The 17,088-nt window shown below is 69.3% G+C and carries 17 protein-coding genes; 10 read left to right on the forward strand and 7 right to left on the reverse strand.

Translation table 11 applies throughout. The annotated features are described in order from the left end of the window. Positions 1-175: 175 nt before the first annotated feature. The 7 genes from MTP10_RS37205 to MTP10_RS37235 all read left to right on the forward strand — a co-directional run bounded on the left by MTP10_RS37205 (position 176) and on the right by MTP10_RS37235 (position 7,310). Positions 176-1,150, forward strand: a complete 975-nt coding sequence (locus MTP10_RS37205) for a winged helix-turn-helix domain-containing protein (RefSeq protein ID WP_310715975.1) — start codon at positions 176-178, stop codon at positions 1,148-1,150. Positions 1,151-1,257: 107 nt separating this feature from the next. Next, on the forward strand, positions 1,258-2,103 hold the full coding sequence (locus MTP10_RS37210; protein ID WP_310715977.1) for a hypothetical protein: 846 nt from the start codon (positions 1,258-1,260) through the stop codon (positions 2,101-2,103). Then, positions 2,060-2,560 carry a hypothetical protein gene (locus MTP10_RS37215; RefSeq protein WP_310715979.1) on the forward strand — a complete coding sequence of 167 codons (501 nt, stop codon included), beginning with the start codon at positions 2,060-2,062 and terminating at the stop codon, positions 2,558-2,560. Before MTP10_RS37210 ends, MTP10_RS37215 begins: the two co-directional genes overlap by 44 nt. Further along, positions 2,557-4,176, forward strand: coding sequence for a hypothetical protein (locus tag MTP10_RS37220; protein ID WP_310715981.1), 1,620 nt, complete (start codon positions 2,557-2,559; stop codon positions 4,174-4,176). The genes MTP10_RS37215 and MTP10_RS37220 overlap by 4 nt, the downstream gene beginning before the upstream one ends. A gap of 117 nt (positions 4,177-4,293) precedes the next feature. After that, on the forward strand, positions 4,294-4,884 hold the full coding sequence (locus tag MTP10_RS37225; RefSeq protein WP_310715983.1) for a hypothetical protein: 591 nt from the start codon (positions 4,294-4,296) through the stop codon (positions 4,882-4,884). A 255-nt stretch (positions 4,885-5,139) separates the two neighbouring features. Further along, positions 5,140-6,564: a serine hydrolase domain-containing protein gene (locus tag MTP10_RS37230; protein WP_310715984.1), complete on the forward strand. Its 1,425-nt coding sequence runs from the start codon at positions 5,140-5,142 to the stop codon at positions 6,562-6,564. Between the two features lie 128 nt (positions 6,565-6,692). Next, the gene (locus MTP10_RS37235; protein WP_310715987.1) at positions 6,693-7,310 is read left to right on the forward strand and encodes a PASTA domain-containing protein; all 618 of its coding nucleotides are present in this window, start codon (positions 6,693-6,695) and stop codon (positions 7,308-7,310) included. A gap of 66 nt (positions 7,311-7,376) precedes the next feature. Here the strand turns inward: MTP10_RS37235 and MTP10_RS37240 are convergent, their stop codons facing one another. Beyond that, the gene (locus MTP10_RS37240) at positions 7,377-10,133 is read right to left on the reverse strand and encodes a LuxR C-terminal-related transcriptional regulator (RefSeq protein WP_310715989.1); all 2,757 of its coding nucleotides are present in this window, start codon (positions 10,131-10,133) and stop codon (positions 7,377-7,379) included. A gap of 134 nt (positions 10,134-10,267) precedes the next feature. On the opposite strand from MTP10_RS37240, the gene MTP10_RS37245 reads away from it, so the two are divergent. Both MTP10_RS37245 and MTP10_RS37250 read left to right on the forward strand, forming a co-directional pair. Further along, positions 10,268-11,053, forward strand: a complete 786-nt coding sequence (locus MTP10_RS37245; RefSeq protein ID WP_310715991.1) for an alpha/beta hydrolase — start codon at positions 10,268-10,270, stop codon at positions 11,051-11,053. A gap of 57 nt (positions 11,054-11,110) precedes the next feature. Next, positions 11,111-11,788 carry a hypothetical protein gene (locus MTP10_RS37250; protein WP_310715993.1) on the forward strand — a complete coding sequence of 226 codons (678 nt, stop codon included), beginning with the start codon at positions 11,111-11,113 and terminating at the stop codon, positions 11,786-11,788. Between the two features lie 83 nt (positions 11,789-11,871). Here the strand turns inward: MTP10_RS37250 and MTP10_RS37255 are convergent, their stop codons facing one another. The 3 genes from MTP10_RS37255 to MTP10_RS37265 all read right to left on the reverse strand — a co-directional run bounded on the left by MTP10_RS37255 (position 11,872) and on the right by MTP10_RS37265 (position 14,005). Beyond that, complete coding sequence (locus MTP10_RS37255) at positions 11,872-12,603, reverse strand: hypothetical protein (protein WP_310715994.1); 732 nt, start codon at positions 12,601-12,603, stop codon at positions 11,872-11,874. 138 nt (positions 12,604-12,741) lie between these two features. Further along, positions 12,742-13,275: a flavoprotein gene (locus MTP10_RS37260; RefSeq protein ID WP_310715996.1), complete on the reverse strand. Its 534-nt coding sequence runs from the start codon at positions 13,273-13,275 to the stop codon at positions 12,742-12,744. A gap of 166 nt (positions 13,276-13,441) precedes the next feature. Beyond that, positions 13,442-14,005 carry a GNAT family N-acetyltransferase gene (locus MTP10_RS37265; RefSeq protein WP_310715998.1) on the reverse strand — a complete coding sequence of 188 codons (564 nt, stop codon included), beginning with the start codon at positions 14,003-14,005 and terminating at the stop codon, positions 13,442-13,444. 277 nt (positions 14,006-14,282) lie between these two features. Here MTP10_RS37265 and MTP10_RS37270 point away from each other — a divergent pair, with 277 nt between their 5' ends. Next, positions 14,283-14,945 (forward strand): hypothetical protein, encoded by a 663-nt coding sequence (locus tag MTP10_RS37270; protein WP_310716000.1) that lies wholly within the window; start codon positions 14,283-14,285, stop codon positions 14,943-14,945. 53 nt (positions 14,946-14,998) lie between these two features. Here MTP10_RS37270 and MTP10_RS37275 read toward each other — a convergent pair whose 3' ends face one another. From MTP10_RS37275 to MTP10_RS37285, 3 genes are all read right to left on the reverse strand, one after another. Then, a complete protein-coding gene (locus MTP10_RS37275) occupies positions 14,999-15,496 on the reverse strand; it encodes a hypothetical protein (RefSeq protein ID WP_310716001.1) in 498 nt (165 codons plus the stop codon). 368 nt (positions 15,497-15,864) lie between these two features. After that, positions 15,865-16,665 carry an inositol monophosphatase family protein gene (locus tag MTP10_RS37280; protein WP_310716004.1) on the reverse strand — a complete coding sequence of 267 codons (801 nt, stop codon included), beginning with the start codon at positions 16,663-16,665 and terminating at the stop codon, positions 15,865-15,867. Then, positions 16,662-16,958 (reverse strand): hypothetical protein, encoded by a 297-nt coding sequence (locus MTP10_RS37285; RefSeq protein WP_310716006.1) that lies wholly within the window; start codon positions 16,956-16,958, stop codon positions 16,662-16,664. The genes MTP10_RS37280 and MTP10_RS37285 overlap by 4 nt, the downstream gene beginning before the upstream one ends. Positions 16,959-17,088: the final 130 nt, after the last annotated feature.

Below are 17,088 nucleotides of genomic sequence, written 5' to 3' on the forward strand. Positions count from 1 at the left end.
GCCCCTTTTGCAGTTCCGGGCGCAAGGTGCCGTGAACATGAATCAATGGCTCCTGATCGGGGGCCGCGGCGGTAAGGCTGCCCCAGTCGAATTCCGGCCGCAACGCCTTTTAGCCCTGACTAAAAGGGTTACTCGGCCCTGGCTGAACAGGACCGGCCGCGTGAGAATCATCGGCATGATGCGTGTGCACTTCTCCGACGCCGACCTTCGCCTGATCACGTTCACTCAGGCTCTGAACGCCCTGTGGGAGACGGTGCTGAGCGTGCGCCTGCTCCGCGGCGCGCCGACCGGCAGGAGCTGGTCGCGGCCCGGAGTCCGGCGGCTGCACCGGCAGGTGAGGGGAAGCCTGGTGGAGCGGGCGGGGGTGCTCGCGCCCCTCGTCACCCCGAAGAGTCTCGTGCCCGCGTTCCTGCTCCAGCCGGACGCCGGTGACTTCGCCACCGGTGTGGAGCTGGCCAGTCAGACCCCCAGCTCGTATCTGGCGGTTGATCTGAGCTCGTTGTCGCCCGCCCAGCGGAGCGGGCGGTGGGCGGGGGAGCTGGCTGCCGGCACCGCCGCGGCACGCCAGACCCTCGCCGGTGACCTGCACCGGTACTTCACCTCATCCGTGGAGTCGCTGTGGCCGCACATCCAGGCCGAGGCCGCCGCCGACCGCGCCCTGCGCGCCGAAACCCTGATGCGCGGCGGGGTCGACGCCCTGCTGGCCACGCTCCATCCCGACTGCCGCTGGCAGCCGCCGACCCTGCACATCCCGATCGACGGCGACCACGACATCCCCCTGTGCGGACGCGGGCTGCTGCTCATCCCGTCGTACTTCGCACCCCGCCCCATGGTGCTGTACCGTCCGGACGCCGCCACCGTGCTGGTCTATCCGATCGTCGTCACGGACCGGTCCACCGACCAGGCCGACGTGCTCGGACCCCTGCTCGGCCGTACCCGCGCAGCCGTGCTGGCCACGCTGCGCGACCCGGCCACCACCACGTCCGTGGCCGAACGGGTCGGCATCTCCCTCGGCTCCGCCAGCCAGCACACCGCGATACTGCGCAACGCCGGACTCATCTCGACCACCCGGACGGGCGGCGCCGTACTCCACACCCTGACCCCTCTCGGCCAGGCCCTCCTCCGCGGCGGCCCGAACGTCGGCTCATGACCCGTGGAGCTTCGCCATGCGCCGTACCCTCCTGTCCCTTGCGGGCGTCACCAGGTGCGGGGAGAATCACGGCGGGGCGTCCTGACGGAGACACGATGACGGACTGGTTGACGCGCTCGTTCCAGCAGTACTCCGTTCTCTGGATTCTGCTCTCGTCCCTCGTGGGTGGGATCATCGGCGCAGGAGTGAAGTTCTTCTTCGAGGATTTGCTGCGTCCCTTCTTCGGGGCGAGACGTGCGACAAGCGTCACGGTCCGGAAATATACGACGCCACTGGTCCGCTCCGCCGAGTCGCTGGAGCGCCGCATCAACAATTTCGTGCGGAATATCGGCGAGGACTGGTATGAATCATCGCCGTATTACCGGTTGAGCAGCATATATACTTTCGCGAACTTTCTGGCGTGGGTGCGGAGCATCGAGGAGGAGTTCGGCTTCCTGCCGTACGAATCCTCGCGCTTCGGGAAACGGTTCAACCGACGGCTCTACGGCCCCTTCAAGGCGTTGTCCAGCTTCTCCTACTTCGGCTGGTCGAAAGACTCGGCTGCGGTGGATGCCTCGCAGCTTCCCCGGCTGATGCTGTCGGCCATGGGCGAGGTCGCGCTGGACCAGGAGGGGAAGGCGCCTCTCAGCTTCTCCTCGTTCGCCGTGGCGCACGAACGCGACGCCCAGCTCCGCCGCTGGTTCGCCGATCTGGACGCGTTCCTGCAGCACGCCGCCCAGGGGGACCCCTACGTCGTCGACCGGCTCATCGCCGCCGGCGCCAACCTGCGCGCGCTCATCACGTTCCTCGACCCCGGCGGCGCCCTCGTGCCCCGGCGCCGGATCTCCAACCTGGAGCTGGTTCCGCATGCCGAGGTCGCCGACCAGCTCCGCACGGACTTTCCCGAACTCCTACCCAAGGCGGCCCGGAGTGGCATCTCACGATCTGACAGAGCTGGTCCGGTGGATCAGTGACCTCATCGGCGACACCCCGCTGGGCGCGCCGATGGTGATGGAACGCCCCGGAGGTGTCCAGACCATCCTGATCCAGGGCAGGTATGGCCTCTACGAACTCGTTGAGCACCCCGACGGCCCGATCGCGCTGCACATCGACGCCGGCACCCGCCGCCCGCTCGGCACCTACAACTTCGTGGCGTCCGGCCCTGACCAGGCGGCGGCGGGGTTGATCACCCAGATCGTCGAGGGTCTGGAACCGCTCGACTTCCAGGTCGGCTATCTGGTGTTCGACGAGCGGGGCGTCAACTGGAAGAGATACGTCAGCCCGGCCGGCCACGTGCTCTTCAAGTCCAAGCGCGTGCCCGCCGGGTACGTCCAGGCCGAGATCATCCTGGACGGCCTCGTCGTCGGCCTGCGCCACCACGCGGACGGCCGGGTCGACCAGGTCCAGGAGCTCGCCGCGAGCCGGCTTTGAGCTTCACCGTCCGCCTCGAGGACCCCACTGCGCGCCAGGTCGGTGAGCTGGTCGCGGCGGTCTGGCCCCGTACGGCGGCGCTCGAAGCCGAGCTGCTGCGCCGTGTGAACGTCGGCGGCGAGCCCGGGCGGGTCCTGGACAGTGCGGACGCCTGCGCCCACCTGGCCGGGCTGATCGGAGCCCTCGAACGGGCCGGCACCGAGATCAGCCAGTCGCTCTCGCCGGCGCAGTGGCTGTTCCTGCTGCGTCGCCTGCCGCATGGACATCTGTCCGGAAGGCACCCCACCACCGGACCGGTACGGCACGCGGCGGCCGAGGTGTTGAGCGCTCGATCCACCGCCGCGGCGGCTCCTGCGCGGGGGGAGGACGGTCTGCGCTTCGAGATCACCCCCGCCACGGTCCACGCCCTGACCAGCCTGGTCATCACGGCCTCCGCCGCGGTCACCTACCAGGCCATGTACCGGGCGTGCGCGAAGGGCGCCACTCTCAGATTGTCGGTCGACGGGCGGCACGTCCTCAGGTACGACGACGCCACCGCCCGCGCGGTCGAGCTCTACGACCGGCGGATCAGCGATCCCGCGGACGACCTGTTCACACCGACGGGAGCACGCCTGGTCGTGCGGGCCGAAGACGTGGCGGAAGCGGGCACCGTCATGGGCGCGGTCAGGATGCGCTCCTCCGCGACGGTGGAGGTCGACGCGGACCTGCTGCGCCCGGTCCTCGATCTGCCGCCGATCGTCGACACGGTCGCCATCGACGCCGCGTACGGCGTCGCCTGCTTCCAGCAGGGCACCCTGCGCGCGTTCCAGGAGCTCACCCCCGCCGGTGAACCCTGGTGGGGTGCCGAGCTGTCCGCGGTGCTGGCCTGCATGCGTGCCGCGATGGTTTCGCTCGACAGCCTGGTCTCCGTGCTCCAGCGCGGCTACGCCCTGTACGACCACGCGAGCTTCACCGCCGCCTTCCACGATGCGGACCCCGATGCCTCCTGGCAGACGCTGCTCGACCTGCGCGGGTCGTTCTGGCCGCTCATCCCGGGCCCGGTGATCCGCCTGGTTCCGGACGGCCTCTACGTGGACCTGCTCGCAGCCACCGCCCATCTGCGTCACCTGACCACCGTGGCCCGCCGCGGCGGCGGCCGCCTGGTCAATCTGCGCGCCAGTCACTTCGAACGCGACGTCCAGGAGGTCATCGACGCCTCGGCCTGGCGGCCGGGTGATCGTCTGCGCGCGCTCCGCGGGCGGGCGTTACGCGTCGGCGGGCGTACGGTGACCGACCTGGACGCGGTCGGTGAACGCGACGGCGTGCTGCTGGCGGTGTCGGCCAAGAGCGTCCCCTACAGCCCGGAGTACGACTCCGGCGAGCATGCCGTCATCCGGAACCTGGCCGCCCGCTGCGACTCCTTCGTGGCCGAGTGGGAGTCGCGCCTGGGCACCCTGATCGCCCACCGAAGCGGAGACAACTATGACTTCTCCGGGTATGGCGGAATCCTCGGTCTGGTGTGCCTGCCCTTCGTCCCCTACTGCCACCTCGGCCCGGCCACCGCGGAGGTCAGGCCTGGCCTCCGCGCGGTCTCCTCCGTCGCCGAACTGGCCGGCTGGCTGAACGATGATCTATGACCTGTCGGTTCGAGAAGATCAGCAGGAGACATGGACCGAGCTCGGCGGCTCGGCCACGATGAGGGCATGACGAAGAGCGGATCGGCGCAGCCTCCGAGGGCGGGCGGAGGAGCGGGCTTGCGCCTGGACTGGACGGCAGTGAGCGCTCTGGCCGCTGCGGTCGCCGCCGTGGTCGCGCTCGTCGCCTACCTGATGCCGCCGACCCCGACCCCGACCCCGCCTCTGCCGACCCCGCCTCCGTCCACCCGGTCCGACCCGGTGGTCCCCACCCCGGCCGAGCAGTCATCGTCGCCGGATCCGGTCACCACCCGGCCCGCACCGCCGACCCCGAGCCCGTCACCTGAGTCCCGCAAGCCCCGGCGACCAAAGCCGAGCCCCGAGCGAGCGGATCCGGTCTCCCCCACACCGCTGGCAGCGGTCCGTCCCGGCGGCTGCGATGAGGCGGCGGCGGCGCTGACCGCATACGTGCGCAACGCCGGGACCGTCCGCAGCAGCCAGGCGGCCGCGGCTCAGCAGACGTACAGCGACCTGATGGGCGCGGTCCTCGACGCGCAGGGAGTGGTGGGGGCGAAGATCAGCCGGTTGGCGGCCGAATTCCGGGAGCTGAACTTCCGCTTGACCGGCATGACCGGCGGCGATCCCAACCAGGTGATCGCGGATATCAATACAGACGTCGCGGAGCTCAACAGGCTGTGCGGATCCACCTGACCTGACGTCCCAGCCGGGCTGGCACGCGACGTGGGAACTCGGCGTGCCACGCAGCCCGGACCCCGGATACCTGACGAAAGTCAGGGTGAGGTCCCGCCGATCGTACGCTGTGCGGCGCCCCCGCCGACTTCTAACGTTCGTTTCTCAGCGGACGAAGAGCTCGGGGGAAACTCGATGAGGATACGCACGATCGCGGCGATTGCCGTACTTACCGGTGTGTCACTGGCGGCAGGGGTGACGGCGGCGAGTGCCTCGATGACTGCGCCGAAGACCGGCGAGCTGAGTGCGAGCACGGTCGATGCCTACATGCGTGACTACGTCACACGGACCCGGCTGCCCGGTGCCCTGGTCGCGGTCACCAAGAATGATCAGGTCGTACATGTCGCGGGTTACGGCCACACGGCCGACGGCGAGGCGATCACCAAGGACACGCCGATGCCGCTCGCCTCGATCTCCAAGTCGTTCACGGCACTGGCGGTGCTGCACCTCGCCGACCAGCGCAAGATCAGGCTGGACGCCCCGGTTAGGACGTACCTGCCGGAATTCACCATGGCCGACGCCCGCGCTGAGAAGATCACTGTGCGGCAGTTGCTCCAGCAGACCTCCGGGATGAGCGATCAGACCTTCCCCGAGCTGACGCTGCCCGCGCCGGACACCCTCAAGGACGCCGTCGCGATGCTGCGCACCGCCCCGCTCGCCACCGATCCGGGCACGAAGATGGCCTACCACAACCCCAACTATGCCGTCGCGGCCCGGCTGGTCGAGGTGGTGGCCGGCGTGCCGTTCGCCGACTACATGGCCGCCACCGTGTTCCGTCCGCTCGGCATGACGTCCACCAGGACCGTGAACACCACCAGAGACCTTCCCGGCGAGGGCGCCGGTTACATCCGCGCCTACGGCCGCCTCATAGAGCGCTCCCACCCGAAATGGTTCCTCAATGGCTCTTTCGGCGTCGTCAGCACCGCCGGCGATCTGGCTGAATGGCTGATCACGCAGAACGGTGCCGGCGGCGTCTTCCCCGAGAAGACCGTGAAGACCGCCCAGACCGCGTCCGGTGTGGGCGGCAGCACCTATGGCATGGGATGGCAGAGCGGGAGGACCGCCGGTGGAGCGCCGCAACTCCGGCACACCGGCTGGCTGCTCACCCACAACTCCGCGCAGACCCTCCTGCCCGCCACCGGATATGGCATCGCCGTCGTCACCAACACTGGAATGATCTCCGGTGACGACGCGCTCCTCATCACCGACGGCCTGATCGACATCATCGAGGGCCGCCCCGACGCCGGAGCCGCGCCCTTCACCACGGCCGCGGACCCCTGGCTGGGCGGCCTGACCCTGCTCAACCTCGGACTCGGCTTCCTGGGGGCCTACCGTGCCCGCAGTTGGGCCCGCCGCCGAGCGGGCCGCCCCATGTGGCGCCTCGCCGTACGGATGGTCCCCTACGCGCTGCCGATCGCGCTCTTCGTCGGCCTGGCCGACCTGATCGGCCTCCTGATGAACAGGGTGGGCACGCTGGACCAGATCACCTACGTCTGGCTCGCGCTCTACATCTGGGCCGCCACAGCCGCGCTGGCCGGGGCCGCCGTCATCGTTTCCCGTTCGATCCACACTGTCCGCGCCCGTCGCGCTCATGTACGAACCAGCGTAGGAGTCGGCCCGCACCTCAGCGTCCAAGCGTGAACTCAACAAATCCGTAGTCGTCGCCCGCACACACTGATACCGAACGATCGCCAATGCGTTGCCCTGCGACGCGAAGATGACCATGATCGTCGTGTCGTGTCCGATCACGCTCGGGGAGCGAAAGCGCAATGGTGGGGATCAGGCTCCGTGTTCTCGGTCTGTTGACGGTGTCCGTGCTCGGGCTGACGGCCTGCTCGGGCGGGGGCGAGGACAACGCCTCCACCGGAGCGACCGGTGGGAGCGGCACAGAATCGCAACGTCCGTCACCTGCGTTGCCCTCTTTCAAGGGAAAGACGCTCGACGCCGTCAGTGACGAGTTCCGACGTTCCTGGCCTGCCTATACCAGCGCGTACAGGGCCCTGCCGGACGGTCATCTGTTCGACGGTGAGTCCTACTCCGGTACCTGGATCGTCTGCACACAGGTCGAGGACTCTTCGGCGAAGAAGGTGGAGTTCGGCTTCCTGCCTCCGCAGGTGCCCTGCCCGCCTGACGGCCGCGTCACCCACTGGGCCGTCGTGCCGAACTACGTCGGCAAGACAGGCCACGAGGCGAAACAGGCCGCCTTGCAGCTCGGCTTCCCGTACGTCAGCAGCGAGCCCCTCATGATCGAGGGGTACGACGACAATGCGCACCTCGAACGCACCGTCTGCACCCAGGACCCGCCCGCCGGCCAGAGCATGCGCGAGCACTACGGCACGTCGCTGAGTTTGCGAGTCGCCGACAGCAGGGGGTCCTGCAGCCCGTAGTCGCGGGCGTCCCGCCGCGCATCCGCGTCCAGCCCGTGTTCGCCCGACCGGGGTGCCGGAGGTCGCCTACTGAGGTGGTCTCAGAGCGTCCAGGGCGGCTCGGCCCTCTTCGGCGCGATGCGGGATCAGCAGGAGGGTGTGGGCTCGTTCCAGCCGGGCGCCGATGCCCTCCCACTGGGCGACCGAGGCCGCCAGCGCGTCCTGGTCCGCGTGGAGCCTGCCGCCGGCGCGAGCGAGGCACGCGGAGGCCCAGTAGTTCTCACCGGCTGTCAGGAGCGCGGCCGCAAGCCGTTCCGGGGCGTCGGGCAGCCCGGCGACGACGGCCAGCTCGGCTCCCGCCGCCTGCGCGTACGCCTCATAACGTCCCATGGAGAACGTACCGAAAGCCCGCTCCACCAGGACGGCGGCGTCGCTCAGGTCGCCGGAGTGCAACGCGGCCCGCGCGTCGACGAACGCCCCGAAGGAGGTCAGCCGGGCATGCCCGACCCGCGCATGGTCCACCACCACGCCGGCTCTGTGACGCCAGAGCCGAAAACGGACCCGGTCGTCGAGAAGTCCGTAGGCGAGCGCGACAGCCGACACCGAAGGCAGCAGCCATCCGGCCGGAGGGCGGCCGGCTCGTTCCCAGCCCTCCCACATCCGTTCGCCGTAGCGCAGGGCCGGCCCGAGGTCTCCGGTGAGGACGAGCGCGGGGATCAGCCTGCTGGCCGAGATGTACGGGTGGTCGCCGACGAGGTCGTCGGCCACCATGAGCCGACCGGCAGTGATCGCCGCGGGCAGATCTCCCGCGACGATCGCGTCAGTGCAGGCCACGTGCAGGGTGTCCACGATCTCGATGGCCGAACGCGGGTCGTCGCGGTCCATCTCCGACAGCAGGGCCAGCCGCTCCTCGGTGTACCCCCGGGCTTCGCGATGCCGACCGGCCCGTACGGCGGCGGTCGTCACCGCGTCGAGCCCCGCGCTGATGAGCACGGCGTCGCCCGTCGCCCGTGCGACGGCGAGTGCCCTGGCGGCCAGGGTCGGGTCCGGGTCGAAGGCGGCCGGCCGCTCGGTCCAGGCTGCCGCCGCGGCGAGGGCCGCCGCCACGATCGGGTCGCCGGGGTCTCCGGCCTCGGCGGCCTCCGTGAGATGACGGCGAAGCCGCTCGCCGGGAATGCCTTCGGAGAAGGAGGCGAGAAACCTCGCTGCCGTCTCCACCGCACGGGCCAGGGCCACCGCGCGGCCGTTCCTGTCGCCTGCGGCGTGGGCCTGTGCCGCTGAGGCGAGCAGCAGGTCGAACACGTACTGCCCGGAGATGTTGTCCAGGGAGCAGTCGGCCGCGCTACGCAGGTCCTTGGCCGCTTCGGCGGGACCGGGCGCCCGTTGCGCTGCCTGCAGGTAGTGGCCCTGGGCCTCCGCCAGGAACCGGCGGGCGAAGGTGAGGTGACCCAGCGAGCGGGCCAGATGGTGCCCCGCCCCGCCCGGTCCGGGCGGTGCGGCGGCCAGCGCCGCACGGAGATCGTCCGCGACCCCGTCGAACTCCCGCCGCCAGACCTCGATCGGCGCCGCTGCCCTGGCCCCATGCTGTCTGGCGGCTATCAGCCGCTCCTCTATCGCTGTCGCGGTGCCGGCGGCCCACAGCAGATGGAGTTCCCGAGCCTCGTCGTACTCACCGGCGCCACGTAACAGATCCTCGGCGAAGGCCCTGACGGTCTGCAGGAGCCGCCATCGGCTCGCCGTCCCCGGGGCGCGTACGACGAGACTCTTGTCGACGAGTCGCCCCAGCACATCGCTCACGGCGCCGGGCCGGCGGCCGGCGGTGAGCGCCGTCGCGGCGGCCAGGTCGAAGCCGCCGCAGAACACCGACAGCCGCCGGAACAGCGCCTGCTCTTCGTCGTCGAGCAGGTCGTGACTCCATTCGAGCACCGCGCGCAGCGACCGATGCCGCTGGTCGGCTGCCCGTCCCCCGGTGAGCAGCCTCAGAGTGTCGTCGAGCGCGACCAGCAGTCCGGCAAGCCCCAGGGAGGCGCTGCGGGCCGCGGCGAGCTCGATGGCGAGGGGAATGCCGTCGAGCCGGGCGCAGATCTCCGTCAGCAGGGCCGGGTCGGCGTCGAACTCCGGATCGGCCGCGGTGGCACGGTCGAGGAACAGCGCCTCCGCGTCGGAGGCCAGAGGCAGCGGGCCGATCGGCACCGTACGTTCGCCCGGCACGCCGAGGCGCTCGCGGCTCGTCACCAGGATCCGCGTGCCCGGACAGGCTGCCAGCATTCGCTCCGCGAAACCGGCTGCGGTGTCCAGCACGTGCTCGCAGTTGTCGAGGATGAGCAGCGCCCGATCCCGGCGAAGCCGTTCCATGACGGCATCCTCCAACGGCTGCCTGGCGCGCTCACTGACCCCGAGCACCTTGGCCGCCGCCTGCGTCACGAACCCATCCCGTACGGGAACCAGATCCACGAACGCCCCGCCCGCCGGGTACGAGGAGCAGATCTCCGCCGCGAGGCGGCTCTTGCCCGCGCCGCCCGGCCCCAGCAGGGTGACCAGCCGGGAGGCGCCGAACGCCGCCAGGATCGCCTCGTGTTCCCGCTCGCGCCCGACGAACGAGGTCATCGGGGTGGGAATCCCCGCCTGCGGCGCGTCCGGGATGTCGCGGTCCACACCCGCCTGCGGCACCTGCCGAGCCAGCTCCTGCCGGTCGGCCACGCCGTACTTGCGCAGCAGCGAGGCGACGTGGCTCTCGACCGTGCGGACGGAGATGTGCAGCCTGTTCGCGATCTGCGCGTTCGACAGCCGCTCCGCGACCGCCGCCAGCACCTCGGCCTCGCGCTGGGACACCTTTGCGATCATGCGGACATCATCACGTACGTGCGGGCGCGATGGATCTCTCAGTGGCGAATCGGTGGAGAGCACGGATGCGGGACCAGGGCCGCGGGGAGCACTCTGATCATGTAACCGACAAGGACGAACACGAGGGAGCCGACATGAACAAGGTCATCTCGCAGGACGGCACGGCGATCGCCTACGACCGGATCGGGCAGGGCCCGGCGGTGATCCTCATCGGCGCCGGTCCCAATGACCGGTCGGCGACCGCGCCCCTGGCCGAACTGCTGGCCAAGGACCTGACCGTCTACAACTACGACCGGCGCGGCCGTGGCGACAGCGGCGACACCGCCCCCTACGCGGTGGACCGCGAGTTCGAGGACATCGAGGCGATCATCACCGCGGCGGGCGGTTCGGCACACCTGTACGGCACCTCCGGTGGCGGAATCATCGCCCTGGAGGCCGCCGCCCGCGGGCTCGCCGTCGACAGGCTGGCGGTGTGGGAGGTCCCCTACATCCTGCCCGGCACCCGTACGCCGGTGCCGGCCGACTACCGGGAGCAGCTCGTGGCCCTGCTGGCCGAGGGCCGCAGGGGCGACATGTGCGAGCTGTTCCTCACCGCCGCGGTCGGCATTCCGGCCGAGTACGTGGCCCCGATGCGCGACTTCCCGGGCTGGCCGGCGATGGAGGCCGTGGCCCACACGCTCATCTACGACGCCACCATCACCGGCGACTTCTCCCTGCCCGCCGACCGGCTGACCGGCGTCACGGCGCCCACTCTGGTGATCGACGGCGAGACGATCCCGTGGATCAGCAGCACGGCGCAGGCCGTGGCCGATCTGCTGCCGGACGTACGGCGAGCCACCCTCACCGGTCAACCCCACAACGTGGACCCGGAGGCCATCGCCCCCGTGCTCGCCGCGTTCTTCACCGAGGCCACGGCCTGAGCACGATCGTCGAGCAGCCGTTCGCGTCGGCGTTCGGCGCTCCTCAGGCCGGCAGCGATGGCTGAACTGATCGACCTCGTGTACACCACCGCCGGCGGCATCGTGGGCGCCTCGGTGACCACGTACCTGGCGCGTAACCATGAGCGGCGCCACCTGCGCGCCGACGTGCAGCAGCGGCTCCAACGCGTCGCCGCGGTACGGGCCGGTGTCCGCGACATCGCACCGAGGGGGGCCAGGAACAGGCGACGGATCCGGTACGTGGCGGGCGAACGCCTGCCGGCCGCGGAGCACTTCAGGCTGTCGGTGCAGCTTGAGGACGGCATGGACGCCGAACGCGCGCTGCGCGAAGCGCTCGATGGCCTCGTCGTGAGCGCGTTGTCCGCCGGTGTGCCGCGCAGAGTCCTGGATTTCGCGGGCGGCGGTGAGGAACAGGCGCTCCAGTGCGAGGTCTTACGCCTCATCGACTTCCGCCTCGGCGGCGTCCTGGATGAGGCGGACCTCGACGCGCTCACCGCTGCCGGCGATGACTACCGGGAGGGGACCACCCAGCTCCTCCTCCAGGCGCTCTGGCACCCGTGGCGGAGCCGGCTGCGCATGCGTGCCCGTCTCCGCGCCCTCCGCGCACAGGCCAAGGCCCTGCACCGACGTCAACAGGCTGCCCTGGCCATCCTGGCCAGGCCCGAGCACACGCTCGCTCTCGACCGGGCTCTCGCCCTCGACCCTGGTCAGGCTTGAGTCCGGGAGGGCGGGGACCCCTTCGCCGTGCCGGCTTCGCGGGAATGACGGCCCTCGTGACCCCGGTGGGCGGCCACGGGGCATCAGGGCGCTTCGGGCGCCTCCGAGGGTGATCGGGTCCCGTCGCGGGCTGCCTCATGATCTTCCGGTGGTGGCAGGTAGGGACGGAAGTGGTCGGCGACGAGGTCGGCGACAGCGGTGGCGTCGAGGGTCCCATCGACCTCGATCACGCGGATGCCCAGGCGCCGGGCGGTGCGGAGGGCATCGTCGGCGATGAGGCGGTCTCGTTCGAGCCGGTTGCGTTGGGCCCGGGCGGGGTCGCTGACGTTGTGTCCGAGGGTGGCGGCCCGGGTGAGGGTGCGTAGTTGCCGGTCGCGGAATTCTTCGGTGGGCACCATGACGACCATCTGCCGGGACGAGCCGGCGACGGGTACGACCAGCTCGGGGCGCAGCCCCCAGCCTTCGGCGACGATGGGGCGTCCGGCGACCAGAGCCCGCAGGTCGTCCAGTACCCATGCGAACCGGACGGGGAAGCCGGCCAGCGTTTCGGCGGCCATTTCCTGCGGGGTGGTGTTCACCCAGGTGACATCGGGGTCAGGGTCCTCAGGAGGCTGACCGAGCCGGACACGGCGAGTGATCCGGCGATCGTTGTGGCCACGGGCGTCGTGGTAGTCGTAGTGATAGGCGGTCAGTCCGTATCGCTGGGCCAGCAGCCGGGCCACGGTGGACTTGCCGGCCCACTGCCCCCCGCCGATCCACAGGACCCGGCCGAGTGTGCCGAACGGATCCCATACTCGAGTCTCACCTGCGGACACAGGCCTCCCTGTCGGCTGCCGTCAGCTGATCGCCTGCCGCCATCTTCTCATCAGAATCCCGCTGTCCTGCGGACGCTGCTCGTCGCAGACCTGGGCGTCGGTTCCTTCCGCCCCGTGATCAACACTGATGACCAAGGATCAATTCGGCAGGTTCTCCAGAGTCAGTGACCAGGGGTAGCCGTCGATGCGCTCGGCCCCGGAGCTTGGCGGGTGCGGCTCGAACTGGCCGGGGCCGAGCAGGACGCGGACGCCTTCGGCGCGGAGTTGGTCGACGCTGCGCTGGAACGGGCTGCGTGATGCCAGTGCGGTGTTGACGAAGGGCAGGATCACCACCGGGATGCCAAGCCCGGGTGCTTCGGAGAGCAGGCCGAGTGCGTAGGTGTCGGCGGCGCCTTGGGCGAACTTGTTGATGGTGTTGTAGGTGGCTGGGGCGACGATGATGGCGTCGGCTCTGGGGGACTTGGGTTCGTGGGGTTTGCGGTACTGACTGCGGACGGGGCGGCCGGTCTGCTCCTCCAGTTCGGCGACGTCGATGAAGTCGAGTGCCGACGGGGTGGCGATGATCTGGACGGTCCAGCCGGCATCTCGGGCGAGGGTGACGAGGCAGCCGACATCGGGGGCGGGGCCGGCGGCGCAGACGATGATGTAGAGGACCTTGCCGGGTTGGGTCACGCGATGACTCCCTGGTTTGCCGCGTACTCGCGGGCCGGGCGGGATGATCAGGCTTCCACCTCAGCCACCTACTGATCTGACCGTCCCCCGTCCCGGACGGACGCCGGCCGCACTCCGCAAGCGCAGGCGCGCCCCAGCCGCTGAACAACCGGCGGCGGGGGCGCTTCTAGGAGACGAGCCGATCGGTGGTGGAACGGTTGTCGGCAAGGCTTCGGACGTTGTCAGGACCCCATGTGTACTCGACGACGGGTAGTTCGAATCCCGCGGGGAAGCGTTCCATGAACTCCCTGGTCGGCCGGCCGTCGAGGCGCCGGTAGAAGGCGATCGCGGCGAGGTTGTCGCGCAACACCTCCAGGTAGACCGTCTTGTCAGGGTGTCGCTCGGCGGCCCACCCAAAGGCGTGATGGACGAGTTGGCGGCCGATGCCGGACTGCTTGCGCTCCGGCTCGACGTGCAGGTTGTCGAGCAGGATGCGCCCGTCGGTTTCGACGGCGAGATAGGCGAACCCCAGGAGGGCGTCGCCGTCGGCGGCGACGAGCAGGCAACGGGTGTGATCCTGCTCCGCGGTGACAGTGGCGAGCCGCGTGCTCCACATGGCCTTGCGCTCGTCGAGCATGGGCCCGTTCAGGTAGCTGGCGGGCATGATCTCGGCATAGGCGGTCAGCCAGCTACGAGTGTGGAGCTCTGCGATGGGCTCGGCGTCGTCCTGGGTACCGGCTCTGATGTGCATGGCGTAGAGGTTGGCATAGCCGCTGATAGAGCCGTTAATCGCCGTGTGCGCCGTCTTGAGGCCGAGTGGCCGATCGGAGCGGAGCGGCTTGCGTCGATCCGATCGCAGGTCAGAAGATCTGACCTGCGGTCGCACTGTCCGTAGACGTCCGCGGGATTCCGCCGTCGTTCACCCCCTTGGCTGTAGCTGTGGCTGTACGGCCAAGGCACTGTCAGCTTGGGAAGACTGCCTCGGCAACCTGCGGCCCTCACCGGAGAGCGCTCGTGATCGTGAAGGGTTGGACAGCACCATGCGCGGAGAAGAAGATCTCGGCATGGGAGCCGACATCCACGGATTCATCGAGTGCCGCACATGGACTCCCGGACTCGATGTCGGGGAGACCGCGTGGTGCGCCGCTATCTCGCTAGGGATGTTGGTGGGGAGAGATTACGCTGCCTTAGATTGTCTCTTCGGCGTTCGCAGCTCAGGTCACTGGCGGCCGGTCGCGGCCGGTCGCGGACTTCCTCAGGATGCGTCGGAGAGCACCAAAGCGGGGTTGGCGGAATGGGGAGAAGCTGCCTTCGGTGTCACGTGGTTGAACGGGGATGAGGTCGCCGCGATCGACTGGGATGAACCAGCCCTCCATCCGACCAACGTGGCCCAGTATCGACGGCTTCCTGATCAGAGCCTCGAACTCGTATACCGTTCGGTATGGAGCCGCAGATTCGCTCGGGTAAGTGGCGTGAACACCTTGGCAGTTGATCCTGATCAGATCGCCGTGCTGTGGGACGAAGGCACCGAGTGGAAGGACGGAGACACCGTCTTCCGTGTTGAGCGTGCCACGCGCGGCCATGCCGTACCGCCTGACAGCCTGTGGCACGGGGTATGGACAGTCATGCGCACGCTCGCGCACGTCCACGGAGACGATGCTGTCCGCTTGGTGGCCTGGTTCGAGGAGTAGGCGATCCGGCATGCCGGCGTCGATACCGCGCGGGAGATCTCGCTTGCCTGGGTTCATGCGGTAGGCAACACTGCAGCGTGCACTCCGAAGAGCGAGCCGAACAGCTGGTAGACGAGTTGTTGGGCCGTATATACACGGCATTGCGTGACGGCGGCCTCGACGCCGAACCCGTCCTCGAACTTGCCTGCTCGCTGGAGGAATGGGGTATGAGTACTCCGGCGACGCAGGAGATCCTCGAACGCCCCGCTGCCCATCTGACCGCGGCCGACCTGACCCGCCTGGGCGAGAGCCTTCTCCGTGACGCCAACTTCGAGCCGAGCTTCGCCCTCGAACCCCGTCTGTGGGCGACGCTGGAGCATGCGCTGGAGGTCGTGAAGCGCGACGTTCGCGCCGGAGGGATCACCAGTACGTTTCGCTTGGTCACTCACGACTGGGACAGCAGGGGTCGCGCCTGGGTGGAGTTCCTTGGTGGTTATCACGGCAACGGCATCGACCCCATCGCGGGCAGTAGCGCTCAAGGTGCGCTCGGGGAAGTCGCCGATGCTGTCCAAGAAACGTTCATGGGAATGATTCTGAAGTGTGGCCTGTCTGCGCCACGCACGATCGTGGCCTGCACGCCGGATACGAACATGGGATGGCCGTTTGGCGGTGCACCGGCGATGGGACGCATACCGTCGCGCCGGTCGGTGAACTGCCTTGATCGCGCCAGCGCATGCATGGGGATGGGCGTGGACGTACGGGCGGACGACCATCACCCGGATCGTCGATCGCCACCGACCAACAACGAAGGCCAGACCCCACGTGGCGATTGTAGGGCTGTCCTTGTGCGGCGGCGTGGCGCTGAGGTAGGCGAGCTCGCTCCGTGCGAGGGGCAAGCGACGGGCCGCCGCTTGATCTCTAAGAGAGCGATTCAGCAACGCTACGCCGTCTCCGATGCCTGTCCGATGAGCGCGAGGAGGTCGGCGATAAGGGTGCGGCCGGCGGCGATGGTGGCTCGCGACGTTGTGGTGTGGGGGCTGCCGTCGAGGTCGACCACTACGGCTCCGGCTTGGCGGGCGATGAGGACACCTGCGGCGGTGTCCCAGGGGTTGTTGCTGAGCATGATGAGGGCGTCGGTCTTGCCGTGGGCGAGCCATGCGAGGTCGATGGCGGCGGAGCCGAACATGCGGATGCGTTGTACCCGGGCGGCGAGTTCGTGGGTGAGGGCGAGACGGGGGCGGTTGCGTTCTTCGGCGTTGGTGCCAACGGCGTAGTCGCCGATGGCGACGATGGCGGCGTCCAGGTCGCGGGTGTCGCTGGCGTGGATCGGCGTGCCGTTGGCGTGGGCGCCTGCCCCCTCAGCCGCTGTGTAGCAGGTCGCCAGGAAGGGGAGGTCGATGACGCCCAGGATGGAAGCGGTGTCCTCGATCAGGCCCAGGGAGACGGCGCACAGAGGGAGGCCGTGCAGGAAGTTGGCGGTGCCGTCGACGGGGTCCAGCGCCCAGAGCAGGCCCTTGCCGGCGTGGCTGAGTCCTTCCTCCTCGCCGAGGAACCCGATCTCGGGAGTCTCGCGGGTAAGGAAGTCTCGGACGGCGTCTTCGACGGCGTAGTCCACCTCTGTGGCCATGTCGCGGTCGCCCTTGGCGGTCACCACGCCGGGGGCCTTGGTGCGGATGATGTCGGCGGCGATGGTGGTGGCCTGTTCCGCGATGGGCAGCAGAGAGCGGGCGTCGATGCTCATAGGGGTGTGCTCCGCTCCCACATGTCGGTGAAGACCTGGTCGAAGACGGGGAAGAGGCCGTCTGCGGCGGTGTTGTCCGCGATCACCAGCGTAGGTGAGTCGACTCCGCGGGCCTGTGGCAGGTAGGGCTGGAACAGGCAGCGGCGGCGCGTGCCTGTCTCCAGCAGGCGCTTGAGCCGGTGGTCGGGGTAGCTCTGGCAGATGACGTTGAGGGGCAAGCCGGCGGCGCTGATCTCCTTGGCGGTGTCGAACAGGGCCGCTGGTGGCGGTGGCTGATACCGGGACGCTCTCACCAGCTGCACATGCTTTTGGACATTGAACGGGCGGCCGTCGACGCGGTCGCGCAGCAGCTCTTCGGATAAGCATCGAAACCACGAAGGGCCGGACTCCCAGAGAAAATGGGTTCCGGCCCTCTTGGCGGTA

Source organism: Nonomuraea sp. 3-1Str (assembly GCF_031570565.1).
Classification (GTDB): Bacteria; Actinomycetota; Actinomycetes; order Streptosporangiales; family Streptosporangiaceae; genus Nonomuraea.

What these genes read in the sequence shown, in the direction of transcription:
- MTP10_RS37245 (WP_310715991.1), top strand. Translation starts at nt 10,268, where the DNA reads ATGAACAAGGTCATCTCGCAGGACGGCACGGCGATCGCCTACGACCGG.
- MTP10_RS37235 (WP_310715987.1), top strand. Translation starts at nt 6,693, where the DNA reads ATGGTGGGGATCAGGCTCCGTGTTCTCGGTCTGTTGACGGTGTCCGTG.
- MTP10_RS37250 (WP_310715993.1), top strand. Translation starts at nt 11,111, where the DNA reads ATGGCTGAACTGATCGACCTCGTGTACACCACCGCCGGCGGCATCGTG.
- MTP10_RS37205 (WP_310715975.1), top strand. Translation starts at nt 176, where the DNA reads ATGATGCGTGTGCACTTCTCCGACGCCGACCTTCGCCTGATCACGTTC.
- MTP10_RS37265 (WP_310715998.1), bottom strand. Translation starts at nt 14,005, where the DNA reads ATGCACATCAGAGCCGGTACCCAGGACGACGCCGAGCCCATCGCAGAG.
- MTP10_RS37240 (WP_310715989.1), bottom strand. Translation starts at nt 10,133, where the DNA reads ATGATCGCAAAGGTGTCCCAGCGCGAGGCCGAGGTGCTGGCGGCGGTC.
- MTP10_RS37280 (WP_310716004.1), bottom strand. Translation starts at nt 16,665, where the DNA reads ATGAGCATCGACGCCCGCTCTCTGCTGCCCATCGCGGAACAGGCCACC.
- MTP10_RS37230 (WP_310715984.1), top strand. Translation starts at nt 5,140, where the DNA reads ATGACTGCGCCGAAGACCGGCGAGCTGAGTGCGAGCACGGTCGATGCC.